Source organism: Microcoleus sp. Pol7_A1 (assembly GCF_036701085.1).
In the GTDB taxonomy this organism is placed as follows: Bacteria; Cyanobacteriota; Cyanobacteriia; order Cyanobacteriales; family Microcoleaceae; genus Microcoleus; species Microcoleus asticus.
Genome location: NZ_JAUBQD010000001.1, coordinates 61,205 through 81,900 on the forward strand (window position 1 = coordinate 61,205; position 20,696 = coordinate 81,900).

General features: G+C 46.8%; 14 protein-coding genes and 2 tRNA genes. 8 read left to right on the forward strand and 8 right to left on the reverse strand.

Translation table 11 applies throughout. The features are described 5' to 3' along the window. Window positions 1–83 precede the first annotated feature (83 nt). Window positions 84–1,022, forward strand: coding sequence for a tRNA epoxyqueuosine(34) reductase QueG (gene queG / locus QUA20_RS00320; protein WP_333184237.1), 939 nt, complete (start codon window positions 84–86; stop codon window positions 1,020–1,022). A gap of 69 nt (window positions 1,023–1,091) precedes the next feature. Next, on the forward strand, window positions 1,092–1,511 hold the full coding sequence (locus tag QUA20_RS00325; RefSeq protein WP_333184238.1) for a hypothetical protein: 420 nt from the start codon (window positions 1,092–1,094) through the stop codon (window positions 1,509–1,511). Between the two features lie 9 nt (window positions 1,512–1,520). Here the strand turns inward: QUA20_RS00325 and QUA20_RS00330 are convergent, their stop codons facing one another. Further along, window positions 1,521–2,729, reverse strand: a complete 1,209-nt coding sequence (locus QUA20_RS00330; protein WP_333184241.1) for an ISAzo13 family transposase — start codon at window positions 2,727–2,729, stop codon at window positions 1,521–1,523. Window positions 2,730–2,850: 121 nt separating this feature from the next. Here QUA20_RS00330 and QUA20_RS00335 point away from each other — a divergent pair, with 121 nt between their 5' ends. The 5 genes from QUA20_RS00335 (at window position 2,851) to QUA20_RS00355 (ending at window position 5,922) form a co-directional block, all read left to right on the forward strand. Continuing rightward, on the forward strand, window positions 2,851–3,594 hold the full coding sequence (locus QUA20_RS00335) for a pentapeptide repeat-containing protein (protein WP_333184678.1): 744 nt from the start codon (window positions 2,851–2,853) through the stop codon (window positions 3,592–3,594). A gap of 27 nt (window positions 3,595–3,621) precedes the next feature. After that, window positions 3,622–4,794: an SDR family NAD(P)-dependent oxidoreductase gene (locus tag QUA20_RS00340; protein WP_333184243.1), complete on the forward strand. Its 1,173-nt coding sequence runs from the start codon at window positions 3,622–3,624 to the stop codon at window positions 4,792–4,794. 279 nt (window positions 4,795–5,073) lie between these two features. Beyond that, a tRNA-Val gene (locus QUA20_RS00345) sits at window positions 5,074–5,147 on the forward strand. Continuing rightward, window positions 5,147–5,218 (forward strand) — tRNA-OTHER (locus QUA20_RS00350). The genes QUA20_RS00345 and QUA20_RS00350 overlap by 1 nt, the downstream gene beginning before the upstream one ends. 71 nt (window positions 5,219–5,289) lie before the next feature. Then, window positions 5,290–5,922: an HAD-IA family hydrolase gene (locus QUA20_RS00355; protein ID WP_333184246.1), complete on the forward strand. Its 633-nt coding sequence runs from the start codon at window positions 5,290–5,292 to the stop codon at window positions 5,920–5,922. Between the two features lie 33 nt (window positions 5,923–5,955). Here QUA20_RS00355 and QUA20_RS00360 read toward each other — a convergent pair whose 3' ends face one another. The 4 genes from QUA20_RS00360 to QUA20_RS00375 all read right to left on the reverse strand — a co-directional run bounded on the left by QUA20_RS00360 (window position 5,956) and on the right by QUA20_RS00375 (window position 11,044). Further along, a complete protein-coding gene (locus QUA20_RS00360; protein WP_172191424.1) occupies window positions 5,956–6,168 on the reverse strand; it encodes a hypothetical protein in 213 nt (70 codons plus the stop codon). Window positions 6,169–6,210: 42 nt separating this feature from the next. Then, window positions 6,211–7,038 carry an SWIM zinc finger family protein gene (locus QUA20_RS00365; protein WP_333184251.1) on the reverse strand — a complete coding sequence of 276 codons (828 nt, stop codon included), beginning with the start codon at window positions 7,036–7,038 and terminating at the stop codon, window positions 6,211–6,213. A 248-nt stretch (window positions 7,039–7,286) separates the two neighbouring features. Further along, the gene (locus QUA20_RS00370; protein ID WP_333184253.1) at window positions 7,287–10,664 is read right to left on the reverse strand and encodes a DEAD/DEAH box helicase; all 3,378 of its coding nucleotides are present in this window, start codon (window positions 10,662–10,664) and stop codon (window positions 7,287–7,289) included. A 167-nt stretch (window positions 10,665–10,831) separates the two neighbouring features. Beyond that, the gene (locus QUA20_RS00375; protein ID WP_333184255.1) at window positions 10,832–11,044 is read right to left on the reverse strand and encodes a hypothetical protein; all 213 of its coding nucleotides are present in this window, start codon (window positions 11,042–11,044) and stop codon (window positions 10,832–10,834) included. 65 nt (window positions 11,045–11,109) lie between these two features. Here QUA20_RS00375 and QUA20_RS00380 point away from each other — a divergent pair, with 65 nt between their 5' ends. Continuing rightward, window positions 11,110–13,263 (forward strand): polyribonucleotide nucleotidyltransferase, encoded by a 2,154-nt coding sequence (locus QUA20_RS00380; protein WP_333184257.1) that lies wholly within the window; start codon window positions 11,110–11,112, stop codon window positions 13,261–13,263. A 502-nt stretch (window positions 13,264–13,765) separates the two neighbouring features. On the opposite strand, the gene QUA20_RS00385 is transcribed toward QUA20_RS00380, so the two are convergent. From QUA20_RS00385 to QUA20_RS00395, 3 genes are all read right to left on the reverse strand, one after another. Continuing rightward, window positions 13,766–15,019 (reverse strand): Rid family detoxifying hydrolase, encoded by a 1,254-nt coding sequence (locus QUA20_RS00385; protein WP_333184259.1) that lies wholly within the window; start codon window positions 15,017–15,019, stop codon window positions 13,766–13,768. A gap of 45 nt (window positions 15,020–15,064) precedes the next feature. After that, window positions 15,065–15,301, reverse strand: a complete 237-nt coding sequence (locus QUA20_RS00390; protein ID WP_333184261.1) for a hypothetical protein — start codon at window positions 15,299–15,301, stop codon at window positions 15,065–15,067. A 76-nt stretch (window positions 15,302–15,377) separates the two neighbouring features. Beyond that, window positions 15,378–20,687, reverse strand: coding sequence for a response regulator (locus QUA20_RS00395; protein ID WP_333184264.1), 5,310 nt, complete (start codon window positions 20,685–20,687; stop codon window positions 15,378–15,380). Between the last annotated feature and the right edge of the window lie 9 nt (window positions 20,688–20,696).

The following is a 20,696-nucleotide window of genomic DNA, read 5'->3' on the forward strand; positions in this document are numbered from 1 at the left end:
GGAAGCCGATCGTTAAAGTTGCTTCACATATCATATAAAATCTAAATAGTCAATACAAAAGGTAAATATTTGCCTGGTGTCAAATGAAAGCGCCAATTAGCAGCAATTTGGTTAAGCAAAAAGCCCTTGAGTTGGGATTTCACAAAGTCGGGATAGCCTCAAAAGACGCGGATTTCGATCTAGAAAAACAAAGATTGCAGGCTTGGTTGGATAAAGGCTATCAAGCGGATATGGGATGGATGGCTAACCCGAAACGTCAGGATATTCAATTGGTGATGCCAGAGGTGCATTCCTTAATATGTGTCGCCATCAATTACTACACGCCTCACCAACGCCCGGGCGGTTCCGAATATGCTAAAATCTCTCGCTACGGCTGGGGCCGAGATTACCACAAAATTCTGCACAAAAAACTGAAGGTTTTGGCAAATTGGCTGCGATCGCAAGGCGAGGGAATTGAAGCACGGTATTATGCTGATACCGGGCCGATTCAGGATAAAATGTGGGCGCAGCGTGCCGGGATTGGCTGGATTGCCAAAAATGGTAATGTAATTTCGCGCGAATACGGTTCTTGGGTGTTTTTGGGCGAAATCTTGACTAATTTGGAGTTAGCGCCCGATGAGTCCCATACGGAACATTGCGGTACTTGTACTCGCTGCATTGAGGCGTGTCCGACGGGGGCAATTACTGAGCCTTTTGTGGTTAATGCCGATCGGTGTATAGCGTATCATACGATCGAGAATCGAGCCGAAAAATTGCCCGACGAAATTGCATCTAATTTACAAGGTTGGGTAGCAGGTTGCGACATTTGTCAAGATGTTTGTCCTTGGAATCAGCGTTTTGCTAAACCAACTGATGTTGCAGACTTTGAGCCTTATCCTGAAAACATAGCGCCAACACTTGCAGAATTGGCCGACATTTCTGACGAGGAGTGGAACCGCCGATTTACAGCTTCGGCGCTGCGGCGAATTAAGCCGGAAATGCTGCGGCGAAATGCTACGGCAAATCAAATCAATAGTCATTAGTCAGCAGTCATTAGCCATTAGTCAGCAGTCAGCAGTCAACAGTCAACAGTCATTCGTAACAAATAACAAATGTCAGCAAATGAACCCAAAGAATACGATGCAGTTTTGGGCGGTCAAAATTTGCCTCCAATTAATGCTGCTATCTTGGGTGGCATAGCAGGAGTCAAACAGCGCTTAGCAAGTCCGTCAGTTGAAGCAAGGCGGGCAGCAATCACAGATGCCCTAAACTATGGAGAAGAAGGTTTAGAAGCAGCAATTGCCGTTTTTGACGATGCTGACGAGCAGGTGCGTGCGTTCGCGGCTGCGATGTTTGGAGCGCAAGAACAGCTAATTTTGCTCAAAAAAGGTGCAGCAATTTGGAATAAATGGAGAGTGCAAAATCTACTTTTATTGGGTGGCTTTGTAGAGTTGAGTTGGGGAGATTTTAGCGGAGTTAATTTGGCTAAAGCCAACCTGAGAGAGTCAAACTTAGGAATGAAAAATAAATAACTTAATGAATTACTCAGGTTGGGGTACGGCTCGATAATTCCATTTGGGCAAATATTCGTCAAAAACAATTTGCATAGTATTTTTGAAATTATCAGCCACCTTTCGACCAGTTTGATAAACTTTATTAAGGATATTTACAGCTACAGATAGTCCAGTTTTAGTTTGAGTTTTTTCGACGAGAGCTTTGACTAATTCTAAACTTGTAAAAATTACTCCTTGACAAGCCCTGGTAATATGAGGAAAAAGCCGATGTTCTATGGGGTTGTATTTAGATGTATAAGGAGGGTAATGAGCAATTCTGATCTCAATTCCTATTTCATTAACTAATTTTTGTAAATCTTCTTTGAAAATATAATGATTAGCATTATTACTACCTCCACCATCACATTTAGCCAAGATAGAATTAGCGTTAGGGTAGGTAGCTTTACCATAATTATTCCACCAAGTTTTTAAAGACTCACAGGCGAATTCACTGGTATCTTTACTGTTTCCTAATGTTATATATCCTCGGTTTTGTTGAGAATCATAAATCCCATGTGGGATCACTTTACCGTGACCTAAACTCCAAAAATCATGATCGAAAGTAGTGACAGGTTCTTTTGTATAGAGAGTTCCCGGACGATACAAATTTCCTAAAACTTCTTTCTTTTTGGTATCAAAGCTAATAATAGGATTGCTGGCTTCTATATACTCTGCATGAAGTCTAGCAATGTTTTTAAATTGAGCGTCCCGATTTTTATTAATTCCTATTGTTTGTTTTTTTTGAGCTTGTCTTTTCACATACCCATGCTTTTTTAATAGTTTGGCAACGGATGGGAGACTAATGGTAAAACCTGCTGCTCGTAGTCCAGAAGCTATTTCTTTATGCGTCAAATTAGTCCATTTGATTAACTCATTCATTGGGTCTCCGGCAGTGTGGTTTTTTAAAACTTCTAAAAAGGCTGCGTCAATGCCAATTTGAGTAGACAGAATACTTTTTCTTCCCCCTCCTTTCTTTCTGATTCTGGAATTATTTAGTGTCGATTCGTCCATTTTCTCTAAATCTTCTATTCCCTTGATGATGGTATTTCGACTGCATCCCAAAAGTTGCATTACATAGCTAATTCCACCCCATCCTAATTTTTGAGCTTCTAAAGCTGCATACCTTCTTTTATCCTTTTCTGATAAGGATTTATAAAATTTTTTCATTTCTGACTCAATTGAATTAGAATAAGACATGGATTTAAAAGGAAATTAGAATAGTTAAGTAGAAAAATCCGTTGTGAGTTGCTCTCTGTAGGAGTGAAAATTGCAATAAGCGCACTTTTTTCATTATAACCTATAACTCGTCAACTTATTTATTTTCCATTCCTTAGTAGGAGCGAACTTTGCATCTGCCAACCTGCGAGGCGCAAAAATATTTAAAAGTAACTTGGAACTAACTAATCTGAAAAATGCTGATTTGACCGAAGCTAACCTGAGCCTCTCCAATCTCAGCGGCGCTGATTTGCAAGCAGCTAATCTCAGTTTAGCCAACCTCCGCTCGGTTAATTTTCGCGATGCTAATTTATCTCAAAGCATTTTGAAAAAAGCTAAACTCTGCGGGGCGAACTTGAGCGGGGCCGATTTGACGGGTGCTGATTTGAGCGGGGCGGATTTGAGTGGGGCAAACCTGGGCGGGGTGAATTTTGCCAGAGCAAATCTGGCGGGGATTAAACTAATTAGATCTAATTTTAACGGCGGGAATTTTAAAGGGTTGGTTTTGGGAGGAGCTAATTTGCGGTGGAGTAAATTTGCAGGAGCTTGTTTTATGGGAGCTAATTTGCGCGGTGCTAATTTAGAGAGAACGGATTTGACAAATACTGATTTTTTTCAAGCAGATGTTACTGGAGCCAACCTTTGCGATGCTGATTTTAATAAAGCTACTTTGGCTGGTGCTAATCTGAGCGGTGCTGTTGTGAAAAGAGCAAATTTCCTGAACGCATATCTCAGCGGAGCTAATTTTAAGGGAACTAATTTGAGCTGGTCTATTATGAAAAAAGCTAATATCGATAATCGGGGGATTTTTGCGGAAGCTAATTGCAGCGGATGTAGCTGGACTTGAGATTCTTTACAGTAAGAGAAATTGAAAATGAATAAACTGCAGCGCTGTTTTGTTTGCAAGGAGAGTTTTCAAGAGCAACATTTTTTTTACCGGGGTTTGTGTTTGAAGTGCGGCGAACTTAATTTGACCAAACGCAAACAAACTGCTAATTTGCATGGGTTGTTTGCTTTGGTGACGGGAGCGAGAGTGAAAATTGGGTATGCTGTAACTTTGAGGTTGTTGAGAGCTGGTGCTGCTGTAATTTGTACTACTCGTTTTGCTCGGGATGCTGCTAGGAGATATGCGAAAGAAGCGGATTTTGCCCAGTGGTGCGATCGCCTGCAAGTTTATGAGTTAGATTTGCGGTACATTGCGGGCGTCGAGCGATTTGCAGAACACCTCGTCTGCTGCTATCCGCGAATTGACATTATTATCAATAATGCGGCTCAAACAATTCGCCGTCCTCCTGAATTTTACCAGCATTTGATCGATTTTGAATCTCTGCCTTTGGAGGCTTTGCCTGCTGAGATTCAGCCGCTGTTGGCGCCATCGCACTTTTTGACACACAATATTTCTGACGATATCCCCAAATCTCTCACAGACTCTGTTCCAAATCGCAACAGTGAAATCCCCACGGTTTTTAACTTGGATCGAGAGAATCAATTATCACATTCATCTGATTTTAGTTTGTTTCCGCCCGGAATGTACGATCGCGACGGACAACAAGTGGATTTGCGCCCTTTCAACAGTTGGCTGATGAAGGATGATGAGGTGAGCATTTTGGAAATGTTGGAAGTTCACGTTATTAATGCGATCGCTCCTTTTGCGATTAACAGCAGGCTCAAACGGGTGATGAAAAAATTTCCTGAAGCTGGCAAATATATTGTAAATGTTTCTTCCAAAGAAGGGCAATTTAACAGCGACAAACCTTGGCGACATCCGCATACAAATATGGCAAAAGCATCGCTGAACATGATGACTCGCACTTGCGCTTCAGAGTATGCCAAACACAAAATTTTTATGAATGCTGTCGATCCGGGATGGATTAGTTTTCAGCACCCTTACCCTCAAGTTTTAGCAATGCAGCAACGCGGCGTACAACCTCCCTTTGATGCTGTCGATGCCGCCGCGCGGATTTGCGATCCAATTTATTCTGGAGTAAATGAGGGACGCTATTTTTATGGTAAATTATTTAAAGATTATGCTGAGTCGCAGTGGTAACAGTCATTTAATATTTTTGTGGCTTTTTCCATTTTCCACCAGTGGTATCAACTTAAGACTAAATTCCTTTCATACTCTCGCTTATCTCTCTGTCTCGATACGCCTCCCATCCCTCTTAATAAGGGTGACAAAAGAGACTTCTTGTCTCCCGCTTAATAGGGGGGATTAGCGGGCAAGAATCAGGGGGGGAGCGAGACTCAGCTACAAGCGAGATAGATAATTTACAATTAATATTAAGTTTGATGTCAAAATTTGCATTTAAAATGTATAATAAAATGGGGCAGTGTAGTTTAGTGGTAAAGCACTCGCTCGACAGGCGAGAGACAACCGTTTGATTCGGTTCGCTGCCACCAGCAACGTAGTTTAAATGATAGAATTCCTTGGAGCATACCAGGAGATGCGGGTGCAAATCCCGCCGTTGCTATCATTTGTTTTGACAAGCAAGAGGGAATAGGTAATATAGAAGGGATTACCTATTCCTGATTTTTTTGATAAATGACCAAAGTAATTATTTTTGATTTTGACGGTACTTTAGCAGATACGATCGATATTCTTCTGAGCATAACCAACCGTTTGTCAGTTGAATTTGGCTTTAAGTCGGCAACCAAAGAAGAACTGGCTCAACTTAGCAATTTAAATTCTTGGCAAATTCTGATGTATTCGGGAATTTCCATCTTCAAATTCCCGCTGCTAATTAGAAAGCTGAAAGCAGAGTTGCGAAGTGAAATTCCGAATATTCATTTATTTACCGGGATTAAAGAAGTTTTGTTAGAGTTAAAAAACAGCGGTTTTCAACTGGGTATTATTACCTCTAATTCTAGAGAAAATGTTTGGGATTCGCTTGAAAAAAATGGGTTGCAAGATACCTTTGATTTTATTTATTCAGGAACAACTTTTGGAAAACATAAAGTAATTAATCGATGGTTAAATAAACAAAATATTAATCCAGAACAAGTCGTTTATGTGGGAGATGAAATTAGAGATATAGAAGCAGCTAAAAAAACTAAAATTAAAGTAATTGCTGTCGGTTGGGGTTTTAATTCTCTGTCAGCTTTGGCGGCACACAATCCCGATTTTTTGATCGAACGCCCCCAGGAATTAATCGGAGTTATCAATAATATGAAATGATTGTAATGTTGTTTTATGGAATGTTACAAAGCTTTAAGCATTAAAAACTTTGTGCGCGATCGGTTGAAAAGCTCGATCGATGCTGATATAAAAATAAATAGCAAGATTCCTTCGTTCACCAAATTGGAACAGCCTTATGTCAGCATTTGAGACTTTCTTAACTTTTAGCTTTGCTTCAATCTTCGCCGTAGCCACTTTGGCAACTTGGTTGCGCTTCACAAACCCGCCTTCTACTGCTAAACGCAATTAGAAATTGTCGCCCCAAGGGCTATAGCCATACAAAAAAAGTTAATCTCCTTCGCCCCGTTTTAGTGCTGCTAAAACTGCTTGCTGGCTAACTGCTTGGTAAATTTTGGCAAAATGCTGTTTTAGCGCCTCAGATGCGGGCGATGATTTGCTAGCGGTTCCTTTTCCGTCGGTTGCGAGGGGAATCGGGCCTAAGATATCTAATACTGTTTCGCTGCTCGGTGGGGGTACAATTACTACTAGAGATGATTCTAGCTGCTGGTTGTATTCCCAAAAGCGATCGACCTTCGGCAATTTAGAATTCGCAGCGGGGGAATTTTCCCCGGAGTTGAGTTGGGAATTTTCCTCGCCTTGCGTACCTCGTCTTTGACGGAGTGCTGTCAAAATTTGCTCTTTTGTTCGGCCTCGCAATTGAAAGAGTACGAAAGGGTCTTCACTGAAGCGATCGCCCAATAAGTAGTATACTGCACTGATGTGTTTGCAAGGGTTTTTGGGGTCAGGACAGCTACAACGCGCTCGAATATCTGACAAGCTTAACGGAAATAGCGTTTTGCCTGCTGCGGCAAATACATCTTCAATATTGTGCGGCATTTCTCCTGCTAGTAATTTAGCTGAAAAAACTGCTCTTTGCGACATATTTTCAATCACATAATCCCAATCTTCATCGCTCAATGTGTCGAGCCCTAAAGAAACTTGATAGGGTTTGGGATCTGTTCCTTGAACTACGGCGATTACTTCTTGGTTAGGGAAGTTAATGCTGAGAACTTTACCCTCGCGCGCGTATTGCCAGCCGCGTTCTAAGCGTTTTTTGAAGCGGTAGGTATTGATTAAATCTAACCACTGTTGTGTCCACCATTCTCTGTCAATCATAAGCCGAAGGAAGAAGGAAGAAGGAAGAAGGAAGAAGGAAGAAGGAAGAAGGAAGAAGGAAGAAGGAAGAAGGAAGAAGGAAGAAAGCTTTAGTTATCTAGGAGAGTCAGAAACCTGGTTTTTTACGAAAAAACTGGACTCTAACCTTTAATTCTGCTAATAAACCCGGTTTCTGTGGTCAGAGTGCGTAATTCCTCGGATTTTTGAGAAGTAAAGTCCTCACTAGAAACCGAAGAAAATTAAACACATTATTCTTCTTCCGTTTCTATAATAGCATTGCGATCGAGAATTAGTAAATTGCGAAGTTGGTCTGTATCGAGTTCGGTGAGCCAGTTTTCACCGGCACTGACCACTTGTTCGGCTAAAGCTTTTTTGCTCTCGATCATATCGTGTATTTTCTCCTCTAACGTGCCCGTGCAGACAAATTTGTGGACTTGCACGTTGCGGGTTTGGCCGATGCGAAATACGCGGTCAGTTGCCTGATTTTCTACTGCGGGATTCCACCATCTGTCATAGTGGAAAACATGGGTTGCTCTGGTTAAGTTCAAACCTGTGCCGCCCGCTTTTAAGGATAATATCATAATCGGCGGGCCTTGGGGGTCGTGCTGGAAGCGATCGATCATTTCTTCCCGCTGCTGTTGCTTAATTCCTCCGTACAAGAACAAAACTTCTCGCCCTAAATGCTGTTCTAGATGCGGTTTCAGGAGTTTTCCCCATTCGGCAAATTGAGTAAAAATCAAAGCCCGATCGCCTTCTGCTAAAACCTCTTCTAACATTTCCACCAACCGCTGCAATTTCCCCGATTCCTGACTCTTAATCCCCAATTCTTTCGGCTTAACTTCTGCTTTCACAAGAGCCGGATGGTTGCAAAGTTGCTTGAGTTTTACCAGCAAAGCCAGAATCATTCCTCGGCGCTGAATGCCTTCGGCTGATTCTAATTCAGTTATTGACTCTTCGACTATTTTCTGATATAATACCGCCTGTCCAGCAGCCAGCCCGCAAAATACAGTCATCTCCTGTTTTTCGGGCAAATCTTGGATGATTTCTTTGTCAGTTTTTAGGCGGCGGAGGATGAAAGGCCGAACGAGCGATCGCAAAGTCTGCAATGATTCCCTATCTCCGTATTTCTCGATCGGAATTGCAAATCGGCGCTGAAAGAAATTGCGCGGCCCCAAATAGCCAGGATTGAGAAACTCCAAAATTGACCACAATTCTTGCAGTCTATTTTCCACCGGAGTTCCCGTCAGCGCAATTTTAAAAGATGCCTCGATTTGCCGCACCGCTTGCGACTGCTTCGCCTCGGAATTTTTAATATTTTGCGCTTCATCTAAAACCAATCCTTGCCACTTAATGCCTTGAAATTCCTTGGCATCGCGAAACACCAGCGCGTAACTGGTAATTATTAAATCCTTTCCCTTAATTGCCGTCGCAAATGCTTTTCCTTTAGCGCGTTTGTCTCCGTGGTGAACTAACACTTTCAGCGTCGGACCAAATTTTTTGACTTCCCGCTCCCAATTGCCCAGTACCGATGTCGGACAAACCAGTAATGTCGGCGCTTCCAAGGAATCTTTTTCTTGTAAATGCACTAAAAAAGCAATTAACTCGATGGTTTTTCCCAAACCCATATCGTCCGCGAGACAAGCGCCCAAACCCCAGCGTTCTAAGAATGCTAACCAGCCTGCTCCTAGCGCTTGATAAGGCCGCAATTGTCCTCGGAAACTAGCCGGAGTTGCGATCGCACTTACGGCTTGATTATCGCTCAAAGTATTCAACAATTCCTGAAGTTGACCCGTCGCCTCAAAATTCACCACAGGCAATTTCTCGATCGTCTGAGAATCGCCCGACGCCAAACGCAAAGCATCCTCCAAAGAAAGAGTCATTTGCTCTTTGCGGCTGGCAAAAAAAGTTTGAGCCGCTTTCACATCCGGCGCGCGCAACTCTACCCACTCGCCGTTAATTTCCACCAAAGGCGAATTCAACGCGATCAATCTGTCAAACTCTGCCTTAGAAATGCGCTGTCCGCCGATCGTCAATTCCCACTTAAAATTTAGCAGACTTTGCAATCCCAGCCCACCTTTCGCCGGATGCACTTTCGGAGTTTCCGCTTGAATGCTCAAACCCAAACGACTCGCCCAACCATCTGCCTTTGTCAAACTCGGCGGCAAAACCACGCCCAACCCGCTATCAGCAAACCGCCAAGCTACAGACTTAATAAACTCGTAAGCTTGCAGGGGATTTAATTGGCAAGATTGAGGCCGCTGGGCTTGCAAACTCGGTTCAATTAACGGATAAAGTTTCGAGGCTAAACCCAAGCCGCTGAGCAAAGTTTCTTGAGGCAATTCTATTGTCCGCCCCGCATAAGCCAAACGCTCGACTGAGTTGTTCCAAATAGTTGTCGCCTCTACCAAAAATTCCGCTTCATCTGCTGCTTGCAAGCAATAATTTAAACTCCAGTTGGCTTTACCAGGAGACGGCGGTATGAGTTGAAAGCAAGTGCGAAATTGGCTTTGTTGAGATAATTGGTTTTGCAGCGGTGCAGTCCAAGCACTCAGCTTGGTTGCCAAGTTTTCTAAAGCTGCTGTTTCTACTTGAACTATCCCAGATTCTTGCTGCAAAGCTTGCAGCCATTCGCGCACAGGAGAAACTGTTTTGATGTCTAAAGTAGAGCTACCAGCCGATCGCACTTGACTATCTACAATACTGCTCAAAAAGCCTAACACCAATTCCTCCGCCCCCATCGGCAAATCCACCGCTAAAGGCAATTGACTCGATTCTTCTTCCTTTTCCCCTCTTCCTTTTTCCTTCTTCCTTCTTCCGACGGACATCGAACTGACATCCGTTACATCCGTTACAGAATCCGTTGCCGAACTTCCTTCTTCCTTCTTCCCTCTTCCTTCTTCCTTCGATTGATATGTTCGGCAAGCCGTCGGCATTTGCTTGACAAAAGTGGCGAGGCGGAGTATGTCTGTAGAACTATCTAACAGCGGTTGCCATTTAGCAATAGCAGAACCGTCCGACTGTTTCTCCAATCCCGGCAAAAATTTGCATCTAGCCAACAAATCCAAACTCCACCTAGCAATATGAGACCAAAAACGCAAATCTGAGCCGACGAAAGAGTCTGGTTCCGTGCTGTTAAGCGGTAGTGATTGCAAGAAAACAAAAGCTGCTTGAGGGTTGAGACAAAAACCCTCGACTTGCCAGGGATAAAGGTAAATTTCCTCGGTTTTGGCCGATTCTTCAAGTGCTGCTGCTGAGTGCTGCGGCATCAGATTTGCGTTGGATTCTGAGATTTTGGTCGGAAGTGCGATCGCCCGAATTTCCCTTTGAATAGAGAAGTTTTGGGAGGGAATTTCTGCTGCGTTTTGAGTTTTGGGTGATCGCCTAGTTTTTTTACTTTTTTCCGGTGGAGTTTCTGCGGTTTCCGGTAATTGCCAGTTGAGTTTTCCTGACTGCTGCAATGAATTTAGGAAAGTCTTAAATTCAGCTTCGGTCATGGCTAAGGGATGCGGTAGATTTATCCCCGATTCTAGGGTGTCAATCGCCTCTATTTTTCGCCAAGTTTCTCCCCAAATAAATAAGCAACTATTATCATTTTCAACTTGCCAACTGCCGTGTAAAATTGCCATTTTTTTACCCTGATATTTTTATTTAAGTTAGAGGCTGACTACAACATTTATATGGGATTTACGAATAAATTTTTAAACAAACAAAGGATATTTTGAGCCAGACAGGACTTAAGTAGAACCTGTATCTGTAGGGTGCAACATAAGTACCTTACGGCTTATTCCCAGTCCTAGATAACTAAATCCTTCTTCCTTCTTCCTTCAACGTCCCAATTCCCAAATGAAAATTCATAGTACCATCTATGGCAGGCATTTAGCGGGCGATCGACCGGAGAATCGACCCCAGACTGCAAAAAATAATTTCGAGTATAAATGCTTACAATCGAGGCGCCCACAGTCGATCGCGAGGCGATTATCCCTGTCTTTTGGCGTCGGAGTCTCAAACCTCCTGTGGTAATGTTACGATCCCGACAGAGAAAGAATGTGGTAGATAAGGAAGCAGTGCTACATGGTAGAGATAGACAAGTCAATATCCTTCGATGGACGGGATATTAGACTGAAGATTGGTTTACTAGCGCCTCAAGCAGGCGGTGCAGTTTTGATTCAGTCGGGTGACACGGCGGTTTTGGTGACAGCGACTCGATCGCAGGGGAGAGAGGGAATTGATTTCCTGCCCCTGTTGGTGGATTACGAAGAGAGACTCTACGCTGGCGGTAAAATTCCCGGTGGATTTTTGCGCAGGGAAGGGCGTCCCCCAGAAAAAGTGACTTTGACAGGCCGTTTGATCGATCGACCGCTGCGCCCGCTATTTCCAAGCTGGCTGCGAGATGACATCCAAGTTGTAGCAACAACGGTTTCGATGGACGAACAAGTACCGCCGGACGTTTTGGCGGTGACGGGGGCTTCGGTGGCGATACTGCTGGCGAAAATGCCGTTTTACGGGCCGATGGCGGCAGTGCGAGTCGGTTTGGTAGGGGACGATTTCATCATCAACCCAACTTACAGCGAAATCAAAGAAGGCGAGTTGGATCTCGTGGTAGCCGGTTCTCCTGATGGAGTAATCATGGTGGAAGCCAGCGCGAACCAATTGCCGGAACAGGATATCATCGAGGCGATCGACTTCGGCTATGAAGCAGCCTGTGACTTGATTCAAGCCCAGCGCGAAATTATGGCGGAATTGGGCATCGATTTGGTGGTAGAGGAACGGCCATCCCTAGACTCGGCCCTGGAAAACTTTATTCGCGATCGCGCCCAAGAACCCATCCGCATCATTTTGTCAAGATTTGAAAAAGACAAAACAATACGGAATGCAGCTTTGGACGAAGTTAAGGCAAATGAAGTCGAATCTGCGATCGCCGAACTCTCGGAAGACGATCCGGTAAAACTAGCGGCCACCGCCAACAGCAAGGCGATCGGCAACGTTTTCAAAGACGTTACCAAAAAAATGATGCGGAAGCAAATCCTCGAAGATGGCGTCCGCGTAGACGGCCGCAAGCTAGACGAGGTGCGACCCGTTTCTTGTCGCGTAGGCGTGCTGCCGTCGCGAGTACACGGCTGTGCGCTGTTCAATCGGGGGTTGACCCAAGTCTTGTCAGCAGCTACCCTGGGAACCCCGGGCGACGCCCAAGACTTAGGAGACGACTTGCACCCGCAGCAAGACAAACGCTACTTGCATCACTACAATTTCCCGCCGTTTTCCGTGGGAGAAACCAAGCCGATGCGATCGCCCGGACGCCGAGAAATCGGTCACGGAGCCCTCGCAGAACGCGCTTTACTGCCTGTTTTGCCATCCAAAGAAGATTTCCCCTACGTGATTCGCGTAGTTTCAGAAATCCTTTCTTCCGACGGTTCGACCTCAATGGGTTCAGTTTGCGCCTCAACGCTAGCATTAATGGATGCAGGCGTTCCCCTTTCCCAACCCGTCAGCGGCGCGGCAATGGGCTTAATTAAAGAAGGCGATGAAGTCCGAATTTTGACTGACATTCAGGCAATTGAAGACTTTTTAGGCGACATGGACTTCAAAGTAGCCGGTACCGACACCGGGATTACTGCTTTGCAGATGGACATGAAAATCAAAGGTTTGCCCTTAGATGTGATTGCCACCGCCATCCGCCAAGCCAAACCGGCCAGACTGCACATTTTAGAAAGAATGCTGGCAACCATCGACACTCCCCGCAAGGAAATGTCGCCGTTTGCACCGCGTTTGCTAACCCTGAAAATCGATCCAGAATTTATCGGTTTGGTAATTGGACCAGGTGGCAAAACGATCAAAGCCATCACCGAAGAAACTGGTGTCAAAATTGACATCGAAGATGACGGAACCGTGACAATTGCTGGCAACGACAGCGAAAAAGCTCAGCGGGCTTACAACATTGTCCAAGGCATGACGCGCAAGTTGAATGCAGGAGACGTTTATGTCGGCCGCGTAACTCGAATTATTCCGATCGGCGCTTTTGTGGAAATTTTGCCCGGAAAAGAAGGAATGATTCACATTTCCCAGTTAGCGGACTACCGCGTTGGCAAAGTGGAAGACGAGTTAGCTGTGAACGATGAAGTGATTGTCAAAGTGCGAGAAATTGACAATAAAGGTCGAATTAATTTGACCCGCTTGAATATTCATCCCGACGAAGCGGTAGCCGCCCGCGAAGCGCTGAATAAATAGTTTACGGTTGGTAATTGGTAATTACTTGTAGAGTAATTGCTAATTGCTAATTGGTAACTGGTGATTAGTAATTGCTAATTGCTAGTTGAGATTAAATCTGATTGTTTCAGATTGATTTGAGAGTAGGTGCGCGACAGCGACAGATCGACAAGAGTGCGATCGGCTGTAGAAGTTAATACATTCGCGCACTTTACCCTCGGCGGTTGAAACCGCAACTACACAAATTAACTTCACTCCTAGCGGACTCAATCAAATATAAAGTTACCTCTTTTATCATTCGGCGGTTGAAACCGCAACTACACAAACGAAGTCCGCCTGCGCGGACTGAATAAAATATAAAGATATTACCTACAGTCAGGACACGGCAGTGCCGTTTCCCTACAATTAATCGGGGGATGATTACCTCTTTAATAGACGAATATCGATCGTTTTGGGGTAGGGAAACGGCATTGCCGTGTCCTCCGTTGCCTGTGATTCCAGTGCCACCGGAATTGATCTTAAATCAAATCACAGCAATACAGTCAATTTCAACTAACACATCTTTCGGCAAACGCGAAACCTCCACACAAGCGCGCGCCGGTGCAGTTTCCGCATCAAAATATTTCGCATAAACCGCATTCACAGCGGCAAAATCATTCATATCTTTGAGGAAAACCGTAGTTTTTACCACATCCAACCAAGTAGCGCCGGCTTCTGTGAGAATGGCTTCGAGATTTGCCATAACTTGTTCCGTTTGTTTTGCCACATCGTCGGTGTAGACAATATCGTTTAGTCTAATGTCGATCGCAATTTGACCAGCTACAAACAGCATAGTGCCCGTTGCGGCGATCGCTTGATTGTAAGGGCCCACGGGTGCCGGTGCTTTGTCAGTACGAATAATTTTGCGCGTCATAGATGTCACTTGTTGGGATTCTTGTTGAGAGGTTTCCGGTTTGTTGTCGATTTCTGGTTCTGAGATTTCTGGTTGGTAGATTTCTCCATCGGGCATTATCGCCTCAGTGAAATCTGCATTTTTAATATTCCAACCATAGGTTTGAGCATCACTCAAGTCTGCTTTCTTAAGATTGGCTCCCTCCAAACTTGCTAGCATCAAAGTTGCTTGTTTAAGACTAGATTTTTCTAGATTTGCCCCTGCCAGACAGGCTTTTTTCAAATTTGTCCCTGTGAGGTCTGCTGCACTAATATCCGCCTCAGTCAGATTCACGCCTGATAAGTTAAGTGCAGAGAGATTGACACCTCGAAGTTGGGCTTTCTGGAGATTGGCATCTTCGAGACTAGCATTACCTAAGTTCACTTGACTCAATTGTGCTCCTGTCAAATTTGCCCTCGTGAAATTTGAGCCGCTCAGATTTGCTCTCTTTAAATTTACTTCCTTCAAGGAGGCTGTAGTTAACCATACAGAGATTAATTGGGCATCACTCAGGTTTGCATTGTCCAGCTTAGTATTTCTCAAATTGGCACTGGTGAGGTCTGCCCTACTCAAGTCAGCACTGGTGAGGTCTGCAAAACAGAAGTTGGCACTATTACCTGTCACCCCGATTAAGTTTGTTCCTATCAGGGATGCTCTACTGAAGTTTGCTCCATAGAGGCTTGCTTTGTTCAGAGTTGCCTCATTCAACTCAGCTCCCGTCAAATTTGCACCGCGTAGGTCTATTCCACTCAAGTCTGCCCCTTTGAGATCTATCCCGCTTAACTGTGCTTTTGTAAAGCTTCGTTCGCCTGCAGCGTATTTTTCTAAAAGTTCTTTAGCATCCATAAATAACTTCGATCGCCCTCCGTGACACCCCACTTTCCCAGCCTATCACCAAAACCCAAAGTTTCTGCGGGCTGTAATATCAAATCCGGTGGCATGGGAATTAATATTACCCAAAATCAGGATACGGCAGTGCCGTTTCCCTACAATTAATCGGGCGATGGTTACATCTCTAATCGAGTTTGATGGATTATTTTGAGGTAGGGACACGGCATTGCCGTGTCCTCCGTTTCCGTGTTTAAGATAACGCAGATGAATATCTAAATCTGCGTTAATCCGCGTCAATCGATTTTCATCAGCGGTTAAGAAATTCTTCTTTTTTCAACCGCTGATATAGGCAGATAAACGCAGATGAATGAGATTAAACAACAACCGGAGCACCAACAACCTCACCTTTCAACATCCGAGAAGCAGCATCAAGCAATTGCTCCTCCAAATAAGGCTTAGTGAAATAGCCCTTCGCGCCCAAACTGTAAGCCATTTGGCGGTGTCTGTCAGCACCGCGAGAAGTTAGCATCGCGATCGGCAATTCACACAAAACCGCATCCTTCTGCATCCGAGAAAGTAGTTCCAAACCGTCCATTCTCGGCATCTCAATATCGCAGAAAACGATATCGCAAGGCAGACCAGATTTCATCTTTTCCCAAGCTTCCTTACCGTCGCGAGCTTCTTCCACACGATAGCCAGACTTCTCGAAAGTAATCGACAACAGCGATCGCACGGTAATCGAATCATCCACGATCAGCACAGTCGGCTCAGTCTTCTCAATTTCCGCCTCCGCAGCAATCCGATCGCCCTCATCCCAAAGCGTACCGCCAGTGTCCTTCCGCAGCCTTCCGGTAGCCAAATCGATCAGCTCCAGAACGTCCGCAATTGCCACGATCCGGCCGTCCCCGAGCACTGTGGCTCCAGCAATCCCGATCGGCTTCGGCACCGGCCCCTCCAACGGTTTGATCACAATTTCCTGTTCCGTCGAAACCTGATCCACCTGCACCGCCAAGAAATTGCCAGCAGACCGCAGCACGATCACCGAAATCATGTCATCGTCAGTATTAAACCCGTAAACACTGCCCCGACCCAAATGGCGGTTGTAACCCAGCAAATCCCGCAGCGGCCGGAACGGCAAAACCGAACCCCGCCACTCAATGCAAGGCAAACCGTCCGCCCCCGTCGTCACCTGATCGCGAGGCACATCGATCATATCCTCGACCCCATCCATCGGGAAAGCAATGCGAGCGCGATCGCTAATGCAAGTCAGAGCCTTAGAAATGCTCAACACCAGAGGTAAACGGATCGTAAACACAGTCCCTTTGCCGATCGTGGAATCGATCGACACAGTGCCCCGAATCTCCTGCAACGAAGTCTGCACCACATTCATACCGACCCCCCGGCCGGCGTACTCCGTCGCCTGTTCCTGAGTGCTGAAACCGGGCATAAACAGCAAATCGTAAACTTCGGAGCGAGACATCCTCTGAGCCTGAGCCGCCGTCAGCATACCCTGCTTGATCGCCTTCGCCTTCACCTTTTGCGGGTCAATTCCCGCCCCGTCGTCAGAAACCGAAACCACCGTTTGGTTCCCTTGGTGGAAAGCGCGAATGGTAATCCTGCCGACAGCAGGCTTCCCAGCCGCCAGACGCACCTCCGGCGCTTCGATCCCGTGAGTAATCGCATTGTTGACCAAGTGAGTCATCGGGTCATAAAGCTGATCCACAATCATCTTGTCGATCAAAATATCCTTACCCTCAACCTGCAACTGAGCCTGCTTCCCGCACTTGATCGCAATTTCCCGCACCGCCCGGAACAGCCTGTCCGTCGTCTCGGCAAACGGCTTCATCCGGGCGCGAGTCAAACCTTCTTGCAGTTGAGTCGTGACTTGCCGCAGTTGGCGAGTCACCTGATCGGCCTCATCCACCAAAAACTCAATGTCCGCCGCCGACTCCCGCACCCGCACGATCAGCTCAATAATCTCTTGAGCCAAACTGTGGAAAGGAGTAAACCTGTCCATTTCCTCCGGTCTCCAGGCACTTTCCCGGGTGTGGGCCGAATCCTCAGAGCGCCAGGCCGATCGGTGTCCCTGCCGGTTGGCGAGCAAAGCAATCTCCAAAAGACTCCGCTCGTAGAAATCCTGAGTCCGCTGGCTCACATCGCTCAGCAGCGTCACCTGGTGCAGCAAATTGTCCAAAAACTGCCGCATCCGTTCTTGGTCTTGCTCCAAGCTGTTGCGGTTCACCACCAGTTCCCCCATCAAATTGCTGAGGTTGTCCAGTTGCTTGACCGGCACCCGCATCGTCTGGTCGCCGAACCCGCCCGCGCGGGCATTCCGCCTTCCTCTGTTGAGCGCTGACGGCCCGATATTGGCTTCCCCTTGGCGACCGCCGTCCTTTGGATCTTCGAGCAGTTTTTCCAAATCGCCAAATTCGTCGTCGCTCTCATCGGCAGCAGCGCGCAGAGCTTTACTGGCAGTTGTCGTCGGTGCAGGCATTTCCGGCATAGTTGCGCTCTCGCTGAGGAGTTCTTCGAGATCCGAGAAAACTTCTGTATTTACCGGACTCTGATTTGTCCCCCCAGAAGCTGCTATTACAGCCCCAGCACCCCCTGCAATTAACAGTGCTTCTAAATCGTCAAAATTGCCTTCGCCATCCTCAGCACCTGATTCTGCCTCGCCAAAAAAGTCTGCCAGCGAGCCCTCTTCCAACTCCGAGGCATCGACCGAGACAGGCTCCTCGTCAGCGTCCCAAAAGCCCGCCGTCATTTCCGAAGTCACCAGAACCTCAGCATCGATCGAATCCAACAAATCATCAAAACCCTCCAACTCTTCGCTGTTGAGAGCGGCCTTGGTTTCCATCGCTGAGAGCAAGTCAGCATCGCCATCATCAAACATACGATCGAGAGATGCTGCAGGCAGCGCCTCTAAATCCGCACTCAAAAAATCCGTTTCCAGCGCATCAAACAAATCATCCTCGCCCTCGGACGAGCCAGCGGTATCTGTTTCGAGTCGATCGAACAAATCCGCACCCACCTCGTCGAACAAACCCTCGGGAAGTTGGGCAGACAATTCCTCGGCATCAACAGCCGCGCCCTCATCTCCCGCCGCGACAGCATCGCCCTGCTGCCCCATGCCTTCTCCAAACATATCCTCCAACAAATCGAAACCTAAACCCTCATCAGACTCGACACTTGAAATTTCCGCATCAGGACGATCGGACAAAGCCCCAAGTTCAACCGCTGCCGAATTTGCCAAGCCTTTGTCGGAAACAGCCGCAGCATTGTTCTCGAACAAACTCCCTAAGTCGCCCTCATCAAATCCCACATCCGCACCCAGCAATTCTGAACCCCCATTTGAATTCAGCCAGCGCTCATCGGCTTGCCCCGAAGCTTCCCCGTCATACTCAGTACCCGTAGGTACAGAACCGAACAGCTCAGCCAAATCCGCCGCCTCTTGGGAAGTAGCCACTCCTTGCCCATCCCGCACAGTCTGCTCGTCCCCAGAAATCGAACCCGAGGTCATATCCCCAAACAGCGCATCTAAATCCGTATCGTCCAGATCGAGGTTGACCGACTGCATAGACTCGTCTTCCAGGCCGAAAGCATCTTCTAGCCAATTTCCATCCGCAGAGATATCTAAATCCGAATTTGATGTCATGTCAAGAACGCTACCAATTTCCTCATTTTGTGCGATGCCAGCAGCTAGATATCGATCGCCCCCGCTTTCCCCACCTTCGTCTTCTGAAGAAAGGAAACTAGAAGCAATCCCCAACAGCTCGCTCAAATCCGAGTCCTCGCCAAGCTCCGAGAGCAACTCGAAATCATCTATTTCAGGCAGTTCGAGCGCTTCGGCATCCGCTGAATCCTTGCCGCCGCCTGCTGCAGGCTCGTTCGATTCTGCATCGAAAGCGTCAGGGTTGAGAGAAAAATCCGAAGAGATTGCCGGCACAGCCGTTGCCTCAGATTCGCCCTCATCGCCGAACAAGTTATCTAAATCAGCATCGTCCGCAACCACAGCAGAAGTTTGGGCGGCCACTTCGTCCAAAAGCGTACCCAGAGCATCTTCGTCAGCTTGTCCCCTGGCTGGGGGAACCGTGCCGTCTGACCGAGCCAAACCGCCCCTGCCGTTACCCTTTTCAAGCTGTTTGCCAATTAGCTGCTGCCTCGAACCCCCATTGTTCTGACCGGCAGTTACCGCCGAACCGTCTGGCTCGTCTGCAAACAGCAAATCCTCCCCAAACAAAGTCGTCAGGTCGTCAAGCGGAGGCGAGGTCTTCGTTTCCGAACTTTCCGCATCGTATTCGTCAAATAACAAATCAGTAAAATCGCCGGAATTGTCATCGTCTGACTCCAGCATTCCCGCCGATATCCTAGAAGACTGGGCATAGTCGAGGTCTTCTTGTTCTTCCCAAGCGCCGTCGAGATCCGGGGACTCGCCGTCAAACAAGTCAGCTAAAGTGTTGAGTTCTGCCACGCCCACTTCCGGGCCGCTGCGGGTCGAGCCTCTAAAAGCACTCATCTCTATATCCGATTCTGCGAAGGCGGAATCGTCGAACTGGGGCGATCGACTGCCGCTATAATCGTTGCTCTCGCCGCTGTCGAGTTGGTCGAACAGCTCGTCTATGCTCAGCCCAGAAATATTCGGCAGCAACTTGTTCAATCCATCCTGGGCATCGCCAGAGCCCACCAGATCCCAGGCCGCATCCTCAACAGTAACCGCATTTGTCCCCGATGTACCCGGTTGAGCGAATGCCAGCAAATCTTCAAAATCCGTTTCTGGAAACACAACAGCCGGCTGAAGCGCCAGAAGTTTTGCGCTCGGTGCGATCGACGATTCTAGACCCGAAACTACCAGTTCTTGCGCTTGTTTGATGTCTTTGATCACCGTTGGGGCTAAGGTGCGGTAGCTATTTTCTGGGTTGGCGATCGCCTTGGATACAGCTTGGATCAATTCTATCCAGCAGGGCAGGTCAAATTCTTCCCCCGCCCTGAGCAAGTTCCGACAAATGTTCTTGAGTTGCCGCCTGCTTTCTGGCCCTTCGGGCTGTTTGAACTCTTGCAGGAGTTCCCGCATCCTCGCCGGCACGTCCGAGTCAAATACTAGCTGCAGCGCGCTGTCTTCTGTTGCTCTGGCATCAGGTGCGTAAACCGATGATCCCGAGTCCGCAAAAGTCCTCGATGAGCCAAACGCCCCGATTCCCATTCCTGCCATAACTTTTTCGGGTAATGGCAGCAGGCTGCTCTCGTCTAAATCGTGTTCTCCGTATCCGACGAGTCCCCCCAAGTGCCCGTTGAGTTCTTCAAATACTGGTTCTAATTCTCGAACCATCTGTTCTCCCAATTCCTCTGTCAGCCCAAAAGGCCCCGACAGTTGCTCTAACAGCCCTTGCAATGTGTCAAAAATTCGCAGGAAAAGGGACTCTAGCTGTTGGTCTACTTTAACGCTGCACTCTTTTAAAACTTTAAAACTATCTTCTAGTCGGTGAGCTGTTTGCTGAATGCTGGTCAGCCCCAGCATTGCTGCTCCTCCTTTGACAGAGTGAGCGGCCCTAAATACTTCGTTGACCAGTTCTGGGTCTTCGATCGTGGTTTGCAGATTCAGCAAGCCTTGTTCGATCGTATTGAGGTGGTCTTTTGCCTCCTCAATAAAGTAGCCCATTATCCTCTGTTGTTGCTCCGGCAGCATAGTTTTATT